The sequence below is a fragment of the Bartonella sp. AP11XZML genome (assembly GCF_042196445.1).
GTDB lineage: Bacteria > Pseudomonadota > Alphaproteobacteria > Rhizobiales > Rhizobiaceae > Bartonella.
In genome coordinates, this window is record NZ_JBHIQF010000068.1 from 1 (window position 1) to 13905 (window position 13905).

Annotated in this window: 11 protein-coding genes; 4 read left to right on the top strand and 7 right to left on the bottom strand. The window is 37.8% G+C overall.

What is annotated here, in order from left to right; all coding sequences use genetic code 11:
- From ACFIMG_RS06215 to ACFIMG_RS06225, 3 genes are all read left to right on the top strand, one after another.
- Positions 1-1099: tyrosine-type recombinase/integrase (locus ACFIMG_RS06215; RefSeq protein ID WP_375693587.1), on the top strand; the 1099-nt coding region annotated here is incomplete at its 5' end.
- A 417-nt stretch (positions 1100-1516) separates the two neighbouring features.
- Entirely contained in the window at positions 1517-1813 is a 297-nt protein-coding gene (locus tag ACFIMG_RS06220; RefSeq protein ID WP_375678592.1) for a hypothetical protein, read from the top strand.
- A 33-nt stretch (positions 1814-1846) separates the two neighbouring features.
- Positions 1847-2356, top strand: a complete 510-nt coding sequence (locus ACFIMG_RS06225) for a TauD/TfdA family dioxygenase (protein WP_375678593.1) — start codon at positions 1847-1849, stop codon at positions 2354-2356.
- 659 nt (positions 2357-3015) lie between these two features.
- On the opposite strand, the gene ACFIMG_RS06230 is transcribed toward ACFIMG_RS06225, so the two are convergent.
- From ACFIMG_RS06230 to ACFIMG_RS06260, 7 genes are all read right to left on the bottom strand, one after another.
- A complete protein-coding gene (locus tag ACFIMG_RS06230; RefSeq protein WP_375632344.1) occupies positions 3016-4815 on the bottom strand; it encodes an acetolactate synthase 3 large subunit in 1800 nt (599 codons plus the stop codon).
- Between the two features lie 270 nt (positions 4816-5085).
- Positions 5086-5958, bottom strand: coding sequence for a tRNA (adenosine(37)-N6)-dimethylallyltransferase MiaA (gene miaA, locus ACFIMG_RS06235; protein ID WP_375678594.1), 873 nt, complete (start codon positions 5956-5958; stop codon positions 5086-5088).
- Positions 5959-6665: 707 nt separating this feature from the next.
- Entirely contained in the window at positions 6666-8189 is a 1524-nt protein-coding gene (locus ACFIMG_RS06240) for a Do family serine endopeptidase (RefSeq protein ID WP_375628863.1), read from the bottom strand.
- Positions 8190-8340: 151 nt separating this feature from the next.
- Positions 8341-9279, bottom strand: coding sequence for a protease modulator HflC (gene hflC, locus ACFIMG_RS06245; protein WP_375628861.1), 939 nt, complete (start codon positions 9277-9279; stop codon positions 8341-8343).
- A 2-nt stretch (positions 9280-9281) separates the two neighbouring features.
- A complete protein-coding gene (hflK, locus tag ACFIMG_RS06250) occupies positions 9282-10421 on the bottom strand; it encodes an FtsH protease activity modulator HflK (RefSeq protein ID WP_375678596.1) in 1140 nt (379 codons plus the stop codon).
- Positions 10422-10540: 119 nt separating this feature from the next.
- The gene (locus ACFIMG_RS06255) at positions 10541-11050 is read right to left on the bottom strand and encodes a dihydrofolate reductase (RefSeq protein WP_375629938.1); all 510 of its coding nucleotides are present in this window, start codon (positions 11048-11050) and stop codon (positions 10541-10543) included.
- A complete protein-coding gene (locus tag ACFIMG_RS06260; protein ID WP_273722957.1) occupies positions 11047-11841 on the bottom strand; it encodes a thymidylate synthase in 795 nt (264 codons plus the stop codon). The genes ACFIMG_RS06255 and ACFIMG_RS06260 overlap by 4 nt, the downstream gene beginning before the upstream one ends.
- 213 nt (positions 11842-12054) lie before the next feature.
- Here ACFIMG_RS06260 and ACFIMG_RS06265 point away from each other — a divergent pair, with 213 nt between their 5' ends.
- Entirely contained in the window at positions 12055-13362 is a 1308-nt protein-coding gene (locus ACFIMG_RS06265; protein ID WP_375678598.1) for an MFS family transporter, read from the top strand.
- Positions 13363-13905 lie beyond the last annotated feature (543 nt).

Consider the following 13905-nt stretch of genomic DNA (forward strand, 5'->3'; position numbering starts at 1 on the left):
TCTCGTTAAACAAATTACTCAACATGGCAAAATTGTATGGTATGTACGTATTGGTCATGGACCACGTATTAGAATCCGCGGTACCTATGGAACGCAAGAGTTTGTTGATAACTACAAAAGCGCACTTGCCGAGTTACAAGGGCTTATACTTCCTAAATCAAAAACCGGTAAACTTGTTGAAGGGTCATTTGCATGGCTGCTTAAACAATACTTTAACAGCTCTAATTGGCNTAAATCAAAAACCGGTAAACTTGTTGAAGGGTCATTTGCATGGCTGCTTAAACAATACTTTAACAGCTCTAATTGGCATAGCTACTCTAATACTACAAAGAAACAAAAAGAATACATTCTTATGAAGATATGCGACTCCATAGGAAATATTCCATACCAAGCAATTGAAAAGAAACATATCATAGCCGGTGTTGAACGGCGCAAAGAAACACCAGCAATGGCTAGAAACTTTCTGAAAGCCCTTAATGGGCTTTTTAATTGGGCAATTGATCAAGGTCTTTTGGAAAACAATCCGACTTTAGGGGTCAAAAAACCTCCTCTTAAAAATAAAAGCGGCTTTCCTGTTTGGACAGAAGAAGATGTTGAGAAATATTATCAAAGATGGTCCCATGGTACCCATGAACGCGTTTGGATTGATGTCCTTTTGTATACGGGCTTACGTCGTGGTGATGCGGTTCGCATTGGCTGGAAAGATGTCAAAGACAATATTATTCATCTCAAAACAGAGAAAAGTAAATTCCAAACAGATGTCTTTCTACCTATTTTACCGGAATTAGCCAAAACGCTTGAAACTGGTCCTATTGGAGTAGAAACATTCATCTGTAGTAAAACTAATCAAAAACTCTCCAAAGAAAGCTTTGGCGATACATTTAGAGACGCTTGTAATGCTGCTGGAATCAAAAAATCAGCACATGGCTTAAGAAAATTAGCAGCAACACGCGCAGCTAACTCTGGTGCAACAGTATCACAACTCAAAGCAATTTTTGGATGGACCGACGACAACATGGCATCTCTTTACACAAAGAGCGCAGATCGCAAAAGGTTAGCTATAGAGGCGATAAAAAAGCTTCAAAAAGATGAGGGATAATGCTATAAAAAACATTAATGGAATCAATAATGATAAATTTCCCCCATATCGCAATAACTCATTTATTTTATTTAAAATTATTGAATTCTGGGTTTAGCAATATCTGTAAATCAAATCGCAATTATTACTGCTCCACCATTATTTGGATTAATCTAAGATTTTACAGAAACTTATTTACTAACATGCTGATTTTAATTATTGTTTTTTCACTTTTCTTAATAAAAAAGTAGGGAAATATAATTGGGGAAAATTATAATGATAAATGGAAAATACTTTTTAGTTGAGCAATGTCGAAAGAGACAAACTTTGAGAGGCTTTAGACCATGTTATTTATGATCCATACGGTGGTATTGAATATTCGGTTGAGTTAAAAAAATAGCATTTTCGCTGCTACCACATAGAATATTGACAATTCTTATGAACCAAAAGGTGTCTATTACCCCTAGACCATATTTAATCTTTGAAAACCTTCCTGTTGATAGACAAATTAATATGTCACCTAATCCTTACAATTTAGATGCGTCTTGTAAAAGTGGCTATATTAGCGAAAATTTAATTATGATGTTTTCTTTATTGATCCGAGAGCCTTATTCAATTAAGTTTGAAGGCGAATATATAGTAAATAACCTAGTTCCTTTAGAGGATAATAAAAAAGATTATACAGAATTAGGATCTGAAGTTGAGTTAGATTTTCATATGAAAATGCTGCACTAAAATTTATAACGGATTTAAATTTATCTCCTAAAGGTGATACTTTTATCTGGTATTCGCAATGGCGTTGATGGCCCGTTAACGAGAATATCTGATGCACGTCTAGCCTTAAAACTTTTAAGTGAGGAGGATTTGAGGAGCTTAAGGGATAATTTATATATAATTAATGTTCCCTATAGATGGAGAAAAAATGGGGTAACTTCTACAAGTAAAGTGCCCCTCGTTCAAGGGGACGGTGAATTCCCAGATATCAGCGCTGTTTTTTATCCAGGCATGTTAGAGCCACAGTCAAAAAAAGCCAAGAAAGCTTCAGATCATTTTTATGAAGCTATTAAGGCTGTATCTTTTGGAATTGATGTACAACCAGGAAGATTATTATACATTGATAACAGAAGGGCCCTACACTCTAGAGATAAATTTTTTGGATCATTTGATCGTTATAAAAATCCAATGCGGTGGATTCAAAGAGTGTTTATGTCTGCAGATTTATGGAATCATAGATATATAGAACAAATAAAAGAAAGAGTATTTAATTTTCAATGTTAATATCCTGATAATGATATGATGTTGAGTATTATTCTGGTTTATATATTGACGATACATCTCATATGTATAGGTTTCTCCCGCATAATCATACCTGATTATAAGCTATGGTGACCTATTGGTTTTCTATGGCTGCATTTGATTTTTGTTATTTTTTCCCTTCCTTTTAAACCGCTAGGGGGATTTTCCTATCAAGCCCCTGAAAGAGCTATTTGGAGTAATTTCATAATGCAAAACCAAAACATAGTAACAAACTTTTCTATTGTTTTCATAGGCATAACGGCTTGCATGGTTGCACCCTTCAAGCACTGTGGCTTTTTTTCTTGCACGATGAAATCATTCATATATGAGACAACATAATTAATTTATAACAGATAATTCAATGTATTATCTAAAAAATGCAACGAAATAGCTATTAATGTGAACATATGAATTAAAAAAACAAACATCGCGTACAAATAAATTCAAACATAATTGTGCACACGACTTATAACATTTTTTAGATGAAAAAATAATAATACACCCCATGTCTTTAAACAAAGAATGAAAATCATAAAATGAGCTCTAAGGATAATAGGAACTCTCCACAAAGAAGAGACAGAGATGAAGACTCCAAAGACTTCATCATCACCATCCTTCACCATTTTGTTAACATATTCATTTTATACAAGAATCTTTCCCTCGGAAGAAATAGCATTTGCAATAGCTTCTTCGCTTGCCTCATCGGGTAATAACATCTCATTATGAGCACATCCCGATGGGATCATAGGAAAACAGTTTTCTAAATGATAAACACGACAATCAAAAAGAACAGGCTTATCACAGTCAATCATCTGCTGAATTTTATCATCAAGTTCATCGGGTTTTGAACAATGAATTCCCACGGCTCCATAAGCTTGTGCCAATTTCACAAAGTCAGGCATAGATTCCGTATAAGAATGAGAAAGACGATTACCATGCAGCAATTGCTGCCACTGGCGGACCATTCCCATATACTGATTATTTAAAATAAAAATTTTCACCGGTGCGTCATGCTGAATAGCTGTTGCAAGCTCTTGAATATTCATCTGAATGGAGGCATCACCAGAAATACACACAACAAGCGCATCAGGATGCGCTATTTGAACACCTATAGCAGCAGGTAAACCATACCCCATCGTTCCAAGACCACCAGAAGTCATCCAATGTTTTGGTTCATCAAAATGATAATACTGCGCTGCCCACATCTGATGCTGCCCGACATCCGTTGTAATATAAGCATTCGCATCTTTGGTAAAAGCATACAGCCGTTCAAGAGCATATTGCGGCATAATGACATCTTTTTTCTCCGCATATGCCAATGAATTACGAGCTTTCCAACGGTTAATTTGCGTCCACCACGCCTCACGGACTTCACTATTAAACGCTGGTTGCTGTATCTTTAAGAGTTGCGTCATATCTCCTAAAACACAAGCCACATCACCAATAATTGGAACTTCTGCTTTTACAATTTTATTGATAGAAGAAGGGTCAATATCAATATGAATAATACGCGCATGAGGTGCAAATGCATCAAGGCGCCCGGTGATACGATCATCAAATCGTGCTCCAACAGCTAACATGACATCACAATCATGCATGGCCATATTAGCCTCATAGGTTCCATGCATTCCAAGCATTCCAAGCCAATTTTTACCGGAAGCAGGATAAGCACCAAGTCCCATTAATGTTGAAGTAATCGGAAAATCCCCCAATTGAACCAAATTACGTAAAAGCTGTATAGCTTTCATCCCCGATGAAATAACACCACCACCAGAATAAATAATAGGGCGTTTTGCCTCAACTAAAAGAGAAACGGCAGATTCAATAGCCTTAGTATTCCCTTTCAACGATGGAAAAGAATGTAAAGACTCCTGAACTTGAGGTGCTCTATAAAATCCTGAAGCAAATTGAACATCCTTAGGAATATCAATCAAAACCGGCCCAGGACGACCTGATTGAGCAAGAAAAAAAGCTTCATGAATAATAGCCGCAAGATCATTGACATTTTTAACCAGCCAATTACGCTTCGTACAAGGCTTTGTAATTCCAACTGTATCAGCCTCTTGAAAAGCATTTGTTCCAATCACCGTTGTTGACACCTGCCCAGAAAAACAAATAAGAGGTATCGAATCCATAAGAGCATCTTGCAAAGGTGTAACAGCATTCGTTGCCCCTGGACCAGAAGTCACAAGCATAACCCCTACCTTCCCTGTGCTGCGTGCATAGCCTTCAGCTGCATGCCCTGCGGCTTGTTCATGGCGCACCAAAATATGCTGGAGTGTATCTTGGTGATAAAGAACATCAAAAATAGGCAAAACAGCCCCACCAGGATAACCAAAAATATGTTCAACGCCTTGATCTATAAGAGCTTGAACCACTATTTCAGCGCCCGACATTATTTTTCCATCTGCACTCTCTTGCTTTCTTGGATCATTTCTCATTTTTCCCACTCACCTACTTTATAGGACAATAAAAAAGCCCCTAACGGAGCCCATAAAAAAAGCCCCCAAAGGAGCCCATTACACAACACATACTGTATGATTACCCCCATTATTCCAACGTATAAAATATATAAAAAATTCCTTGTAGAAAGATTTCTAATTCCATTGATACCATTCGTCAATAAAAAATTATATTTTCTAAAAAATTTCTTTTTCACGAATTATCTTTTATCTTTCGATAAGTTTCTTTGCAAAGCTCTAACTCTTGTATCAAAAAGTAAGCATCCATTCTTCATCAAATTGATTACGAAACCATGTCATTTGTCTTTTTGCATATCTCCTCGTTTGTATTTTTACCGCTTCAAGAGCATTCTCAAAGCTTCTATATCCATCCAAATAAGCCATAAATTCAGGTATACCAATAGCCTTCATTGCTGGTAAAGAAGGGGAAAGTTTAAGTTTTTTCATAGCCACCACTTCTTCTAAAGCTCCTCTTTCAATCATAGAATCCAAGCGTTTATGAATACGTTCATAAAGCAGAGAACGTGGTGGTATGAGAAGAATTTTTTCGGTCAAATTCGGCGCAATGATAGGTGTTGTTTTTTGTTTCTGCCACCAACTGAGCGTCTTACCGGTTGCATCATAAACTTCCAAAGCACGTACAATACGCTGTCTATCGTGCGAAGAAATTTTTTCAGCAACAACAGCATCAATCTGCAACAACTGGCGATAAAGACTTTCAGGTCCCTCTTGATCAAGCAGCAAACGCCACTTCTGCCGCACAACATTTGGAACATGAGGGATTTCCGAAATCCCCTCTAAAAGAGCACGAAAATAAAGTCCTGTCCCACCAACAAAAATAACTGATCTTAAAGAAAAAGTAGCCAATAGCTTCTCGACATCACACAACCATTGCCCTACTGAATAATTCAAAGTAGGACTCACATGACCATAAAGATAATGGGGAACAATCGCGGTATCAGCCTCCCCCGGCCGTGCCGTTAAAATATTTAAAACATCATAAACCTGCATTGAATCAGTATTAATAATGAGAGCATTCTTTTCTTGAGCCATTTGCAAGGCAAGTTCTGACTTCCCACTTGCCGTTGGCCCCGCTATTAATGTAACTGTTCTTTGTGCCATGAATAGCAATTTCTCCCAATCAATAACTTATTGCAACATGCAGACACCCCCAAAGCCTTCCTGTATTTTCTCTCCATTATCATAGAGTAAATACTTCAAACAAAAATACGAACACAAATTCTCTTCAATACAAAGAAAATCCTATGAAACTTATAAAAAAGAAAAAATAGACTTAATAACAACACCAAAGGAATTTCCAAGCATTTTTTGCTATCATAATTCAATAACAAACCACAGCTATAATAATTCTGTCCGTTAAGGCCATTAAAAACATACTCTTTGTCATCATTTATAAAAATAATACTGAACTTAACCTATACAATCAAACAGCTTTATTTTTTCCTATAAAAATAGCATGCTACGCCGGTTTATAATAAGAGCCTCATAAAGCATCATATCAATACCATTTACTTGCGCATCACAAGCAGAGATAAAAATAGACTTAAGAAAGGTGTACCAATATCTCTTATGCAGCATTTCAAAGTCTAGACTGTTACAATATTGAGAACTGAAAAATACTATGATGGCACCAATTTATACTTTGATATCCAGCATAAAGATATGACGATTTCCAATAGATTTTATATTGCACACCCCATGCTCTCTATCATGAAATGAGCTTGAGAAACATTGGACATCACATGCCTGACTTGCAAAATATCCCATTACTAAGGCTAATAAAAAACAAAAAAATAATTTTTTAAGGATCAATCCATTAGGAGCGTTACGAACCGTAACTCTCCATCTGGACGCGCTACAATAAATAGAGCATTTTTGCGTCCAGCTTCACGTAATTTATGAATACGTTTTTTAGCCTCATCAATTGTTGTGATAGAACTCTGATTGATATCAACAATCACTTCACCAACGCGAATACGCTTTTTATCCGCTGCACTATTTTGTGCAACAGATGTCACCACTAGTCCTCGAAGTTTGTCTGAAATTGAATAACGATGACGCAAATCCTCTGTCAGTTCAGATAACGTCATTCCCATAAATTGCATTGTCACGTTTTTCGACAGATCTTGATTTTTTTTATCATCAACTTCTTCTGTATCTTCATTTGGATCTGTTTCAATCAAACGTCCAAGCTTAACTTTTACTGTTGCTTCTTGCCCATTGCGTAAAATAGTAACGTCCACCACTTTTCCTTCTGAACTTTCTGCAACTAAACGCGGCAAATCACGTGCATGCTTAATTTTGGAATTACCAAAGGAAAGAATAACATCTCCAGTTTGTAACTGGCTATTATCTACATTATTTTCTTCCGTCTGTTCTATTTTACCAGCCACCAATGCTCCCACAGCATTGTCCAATTTTAAACTTTTTGCAATATCCTCTGTTACCGGCTGAATACGAATAGCCAACCAACCACGCCTTATTTCTCCAAAATCACGCAATTGATTAATAACAGAAAGAGCCATATCCGATGGAATAGCAAATCCAATACCGATAGATCCTCCCGAAGGTGAAACAATTGCTGTATTAATGCCAATGACTTCACCATTTCTATCAAATAACGGCCCACCAGAATTTCCCCGATTAATTGCTGCATCTGTTTGAATAAAATTATCATAGGGACCAGCATTAAGATCACGGTTACGTGCAGAAATAATACCAACCGTCACACTTCCACCAAAACCATAAGGATTACCAATAGCCATAACCCAGTCACCAATACGTGCTTTTTCTGAGTCACCAAAACGCACAGCTTTTAATTTTTTACTTCCTGCATCGACTTGAAGCAACGCCAAATCAGTTTTGCTATCCTTTCCAAGAAGCTTTGCCTTTAATTTTGTACCATCCGTAAAATTAACTTCAATATCATCAGCATCTACAATAACATGATAATTTGTAACAATAATCCCTTTTTGCGCATCAATCACAAAACCAGACCCTAAAGAACGCACCTTTTGAAATTGACTATCTTTTTGACCATCCTTGGGTGTAAAAAAATCACTGAAATATTCCTCCAGCAATGAATCTTTTGGGATAACGGGTACCGAGGTGTTTGCATCCTGTTCTGTTCCTTCAACAGTCTGCGCCGTGGAAATATTCACAACTGTTTCCAAAAGCTCAGAAGCTAAATCAGGAATAGAAAGCAATGCCTTGCTTGTCTCGGCTCCCCAAGACAAACTCACTGATCCTGATAGAAACAAAGTCACACAAAAAACAACTCTTGTGATAAAAAACTTTAAAAACGTATTTTTACTCACGACACTTCTATCCATGACATGCCTTTAATCAAAGATGCAAAGAGCCCCACTAAATTTATCTACGTAAAACCAGCACGGCTCGATACTCTCTACCACTTTTACCATAAAAGAAAATGGTCACAGATCATTCTTTTCATGCAAAATCTCGTATCTGCAATCCATTATTTTATCTATTCTCTCCCGATTTTGGATCAGTTTTACTGAGGCCAGTATTCATTGTCGGTAAGAATGCTTTATTTGCCTGCGGCGGATTACGAAAATAGAAAAAGAAATCCTCATTTGGAGAAATCACCATCGGTGTTTTCTCTAAATTCTTGTATTGTTCCATCGCCAACCAAAAATCGTAAAAAGACGGATTAGCCTCCCTCGCATTCAATAAAAGACGAATACTTTCAGCTTGACCTTCACCACGGGTAATTTCAGCATCACGCTTTGCAGCTGCTACAATTTCTTCATATTCACGATTAGCTTCTGCCACAATACGATCTCGCTCCTGCTGACCACGAGCCCGGATATTTTCCGCAGCAGCTTCACGTTCAGCTGCCATTTGCCGATAGACATCTTCTGAAACAGCATCAGTCAAATCGGTTTTACGAATACGCACATCAACAATGGCAATACCCAACGAACCTGCATCTACAGAAAATTGCTTCTGTACTTCAGCCATCATCGCGCCTCGTTCATCCGATAAGGCTGCTTTAAATTCTCGCTTACCATAAACAGCACGCAAAGCGTCAATAAACCGTGGTGCAAGGTTTTCACGTGCCGCAATTTGTGGACGCCCAGAAGCAATGCGCTGTAAAAACAACTTAGGATCTGTAATACGGTAAATAAAGAACGCATCCACCTCATAATACGCACCACCACGAACCTGTACAGATTGTGTAGGAACATCGTAACGCAATAACCGATTATCAACAATGATCATCTTATCGATAAAGGGCGCCTTGAAATAGATTCCAGGATTAGATTCTACCTGAACAATTTGTCCAAAACGCTTAATTGCTACTTGTTGACGAGGATAGACGATAAATACGGACATCCACAAAATCATCAAAACAAACACTATAGCACTAAAAACAAACAAAAAGCGAGATTGCTGCATAATTAATCTCCTCCAGAAATACGAGAATCTAAGAGTAACGCAGGACGCGCTGCTGTTGCCTTTACTTTTTCCGATGACTTGCTACGCAACAATTCATTCAAAGGTAAATAAGGCACCGCTGGAGAATTTACCTGATCAAGAACCAGCTTATTTGGTGAAGAAAGAATCCGCCCCATCGTCTCCATATAGAGACGGTAGCGAGCAGCTTCTGGTGAAATCGCAGCCTCTCGAGCTATCGCCTGAAAACGTTCAGCACGCCCTGTTGCCTCTTCAACCATTTGTGCCTTTTCACCTTTTGCGATTTCCCGTGTGCGTGAAGCTTCACCATTTGCTAAACCAATTTTCGTAAAACGCACACGATTCCCCTCTTCAATCATTCTTCCACGTTCCTGCTCCGCCTGCTGAACAGAATTAAACGCAGCAGCAACCTTTGTCGGAGGAGCAGCTTCACTGATAGAAACACGGCTTATTTCGACACCAAGTTGATATTTATCCACAGTCAACTGGATAATCTTTCTAACGTCATTAGCAACTTCTTCTTTCTTGTCACGTAAAACATCATCAACCGGCCGCGAACCAATGACCTCACGCATTGCACTCTCAGCAACTTGGCGGACAGTTCCCTCTTGATCATTCACATTGAATAAAAACTGACTAGGGTATGAAATCCGATAATAAACGGAAAAATTAACATTAACGATATTTTGATCACTCGAAAGCATTAAACCATCACTTTGTTGCGCCTGACCGGGCTTCCCACCAATCGCGATTGTTTTTTCCGTTAAAGGTACTTTCATATAGGTCTCAATTGGCCAAAAATGAAAATGCAACCCATCACCAATAATGCCTTCTTTAGGGATGCCAAAGCGCAACTCTACCGCTTGTTCATTTTGCTGAACAATATAAATTGACTGGTATAGCCAAAAAAACACAATAAGCAGAAGGAATAAAACAGAAAAACTGCTTCTCCCGAATTGTTTAAACTGATCCTGCCCTTTGCGCAAAATTTCATTAAGATTAGGACCATTTTCGCCACCATTACCGCCACCAGAACCAAAGAGATTCTTAGCTGGTGTTTTTTTGTCACCACTGTTTTTATCGCCACTCCACGGGCCACCACCATTTTGATTTGTCCAGGGCATTATCACCTCTTTAACTGATTACCACTACTCGAACACCAACCATTTGCTTGATCTTATAGGGTGTCTCTTACCTCATTACAATACAACTGATAAACCCTTCCACTTCATATTACAAAAAATTATTTCCGCTCATAAACAACAAAACGTGTCGGATGACTATCTTTATCCCCTTTTGGAATATCTTGTGTTTGCACAATAGTCCACTTTTCTTTATCAAAAACAGGAAAAAAACTATCACCTTCTATAGAAGCTAAAACTTCTGTAAGAAATATTTTATCAGCCATATGCAACCCTTGTTGAAAAATTGCACCACCACCAATAATAAAAATTTCCTCTACATCATTTTGAGAAGCAACGCTTGTTGCAAGAGAACAAGCTTGCGATAAAGAGTGAGCAACAACAGCCCCCTCAGCACAAAAGGTACAATCACGCGTAATGACGATATTTGTACGCCCTGGTAAAGGTCTCCTAATAGAATCCCAAGTTTTTCTTCCCATAATAATGGGCTTACGCAACGTCAAAGCTTTAAAGCGTTGCAAATCCGTCGATAAATGCCACGGCATGGCACCTTCACGACCGATAACACCATTTTCTGCAACAGCAGCAATTAAACAAATGGAAATCGTCATATTGCTACCGGCGCTTTAATATGGGGTTGTGCTTCATAATTAAGCAACTCAAAATCCTCAAATTGAAAAGAAAAAAGATCTGTTACCGCTGGATTTATGCGCATACATGGCAAAGCATTTGGTATACGAGACAATTGATATTTTGCCTGTTCAAAATGATTAGAATAAAGATGAGCATCTCCCAGAGTATGAATAAAATCGCCTACTTTAAGACCGCTTACTTGCGCAATCATCATCGTTAGCAATGCGTAGGATGCAATATTGAATGGAACACCTAAGAAAATATCCGCCGAACGCTGATAAAGTTGACAAGATAATTTCCCCTCCGCAATGTAAAATTGAAAAAGACAATGACACGGAGGCAACGCCATTTCCTCTATTAATGCAGGATTCCAAGCTGATACAATCAAGCGACGAGAATCTGGCGTTTCCTTAATCATCGTTAAAAGATTGTTAATTTGATCAATATGGCGTCCATCAGGAGCGGGCCAAGAACGCCACTGATAACCATAAACAGGACCAAGATTTCCCTTTTCATCAGCCCACTCGTCCCAAATTGACACACCATGCTCTTTCAACCAAGCGATATTTGTATCGCCTTTAAGAAACCACAAAAGTTCATAAATAATTGAACGTAAGTGTAGTTTCTTTGTTGTCAACAACGGAAATCCTGCTTGTAAATCAAAACGCATCTGATACCCAAAGATAGATCGCGTTCCAACACCCGTTCGATCTGTCCGATCAATACCCTGATTTAAAACATGAGATAAAAGAGCAAGATATGATTTCATGAGGGTATTATGTCCGATTCTTCTTATTATAGAAAATAAAAACTGTAAAATCCGTACAAACATAATTCAAATCTTTTTCCAAAAACATCTTACACAAGAAATTATCATGATCTAACTAAATTTTTGATGCAAAAGATAAAATACTATAGACAGCTTCTAAAAAAATGACATAAATGAACAAAGATGGATGAACATCAAATAAAGGGATCGACTATGGAAAAACAAGAAGCTTTAAAACCACATGATACAAGAAAACGTATCTGGGCTATCGTGTCCAGTGCATCAGGTAATCTAGTAGAATGGTATGACTTTTATGTTTATTCCTTTACATCTATTTATTTTGCATCACAATTCTTTCCCTCAGATGGCAATGACGTTACGCAACTTTTAAAAGCGGCGGGTGTTTTTGCTATTGGTTTTCTTATGCGCCCAATCGGCGGATGGCTTTTTGGCTTCATTGCCGATCGTTACGGACGCAAACGCTCAATGCTTATCTCTGTTTTTATGATGTGTGGTGGTTCGTTCTTAATCGCCCTACTTCCTACCTATGAAACCATTGGAATGGCAGCAGGAATTCTTTTACTTTTACTCAGAATGCTTCAGGGGCTTTCTGTCGGTGGTGAATATGGTACAACAGCAACTTATATGAGCGAAATCGCCCTCAAAAATCGCCGCGGATTTTTTAGCTCTTTCCAATATACCACACTGATTGGTGGTCAACTTCTCGCCAGTCTCGTTATATTCATTTTAGCGCTTTATCTCACCGAAGATCAGCTAAAAGCGTGGGGCTGGCGTATTCCATTTGCCATTGGTGGATGCGGCGCAATTGTTGCGATTTATCTACGCCGCACACTCCATGAGACAACGACCAAAGAAAGTCGTTCTAGTGCACAAGCTGGTAGTATTAGGGGACTTCTGAGTAACCACCGAAAAGCTTTCTTTCTGGTTATTGGCTTTACAGCTGGAGGATCGCTCACATTCTACACCTATACGACTTACATGCAGAAATATCTGATCACAACCACTGGCTTTGATAAACATACAGCCACAACAATCATGACAGCTGCACTCTTTGTTTTCATGTTACTCCAACCCCTCTTTGGTGCTCTTGCAGATAAAATTGGAACAAGAACTTCACTCCTTATTTGGAGTGTCTTATCTATTATCTTTACCATTCCTGGACTTAATATGATTGGTAGTACCGATAGTACATGGATTGCTTTATCAGTCATTACTGGAATGCTCTGCATTATGAGCTTTTATACATCTATCTCTGGCATTGTAAAATCAGAAATGTTTCCTGCTTCAGTACGAGCAATAGGAGTTGGGCTCTCTTATGCTATTGCCAACGCACTGTTTGGCGGTTCTGCTGAATATGTCGCACTTGGATTAAAAGATCTTGGATATGAATCTGTCTTCTATTTTTATATAACCGGCATGATGATTATTGCATTCATTGCTGTTTTCTTAATGCCAGATGCTCGCAAAAAAGGGTATTTACAAGGAGACGATATTCATTAACCTTTAATGTTAACAAACAAGAATTTTAACAAAAAAGCCCAGAGTACTGGGCTTTTTTTATATTCTTTCCGATAGAAGTTTAAAGCTCACAATTTTTTATCCCTTCAAACACTCTAAAGAAGCAATGTTCCCTCCTGCACACGCCGCTTATAAAAATAAATGGCTTCATATTATTATGTAATAAATACTTCTTTAGCTGAATTTAATTCACTGAAGATAAAAAACGTTTGATTTATTTTAATATTCCCATGCCCACTCAAAATCGAAGAAAAGTGATTATCTTTCAAGATAATTTTATCAATAATAAAGATTACACTCATGATTTTGTTTAATACATTCTTAATGGTACCCCTCATGCAAAACAAATTCTTTCATGAAAATAGAAAATACCATTATATTATGAATTCGCACACTTTTTTGAGAAACATTTCTCAATGCATCCAACTCCATTTCACAACGGCACCCGTGAATGACATAACGTAAAAGCCCCGTAAAATATAAACATGAACATTACTCTCTTTACACTTAATAAAAGTGCAAGCC

Excerpts from the sequence above, each read along its gene's own strand:
- ACFIMG_RS06220 (WP_375678592.1), top strand. The coding sequence starts at position 1,517 with ATGAACCAAAAGGTGTCTATTACCCCTAGACCATATTTAATCTTTGAA.
- ACFIMG_RS06230 (WP_375632344.1), bottom strand. The coding sequence starts at position 4,815 with ATGAGAAATGATCCAAGAAAGCAAGAGAGTGCAGATGGAAAAATAATG.
- miaA (WP_375678594.1), bottom strand. The coding sequence starts at position 5,958 with ATGGCACAAAGAACAGTTACATTAATAGCGGGGCCAACGGCAAGTGGG.
- ACFIMG_RS06240 (WP_375628863.1), bottom strand. The coding sequence starts at position 8,189 with ATGGATAGAAGTGTCGTGAGTAAAAATACGTTTTTAAAGTTTTTTATC.
- hflC (WP_375628861.1), bottom strand. The coding sequence starts at position 9,279 with ATGCAGCAATCTCGCTTTTTGTTTGTTTTTAGTGCTATAGTGTTTGTT.
- hflK (WP_375678596.1), bottom strand. The coding sequence starts at position 10,421 with ATGCCCTGGACAAATCAAAATGGTGGTGGCCCGTGGAGTGGCGATAAA.
- ACFIMG_RS06255 (WP_375629938.1), bottom strand. The coding sequence starts at position 11,050 with ATGACGATTTCCATTTGTTTAATTGCTGCTGTTGCAGAAAATGGTGTT.
- ACFIMG_RS06260 (WP_273722957.1), bottom strand. The coding sequence starts at position 11,841 with ATGAAATCATATCTTGCTCTTTTATCTCATGTTTTAAATCAGGGTATT.
- ACFIMG_RS06265 (WP_375678598.1), top strand. The coding sequence starts at position 12,055 with ATGGAAAAACAAGAAGCTTTAAAACCACATGATACAAGAAAACGTATC.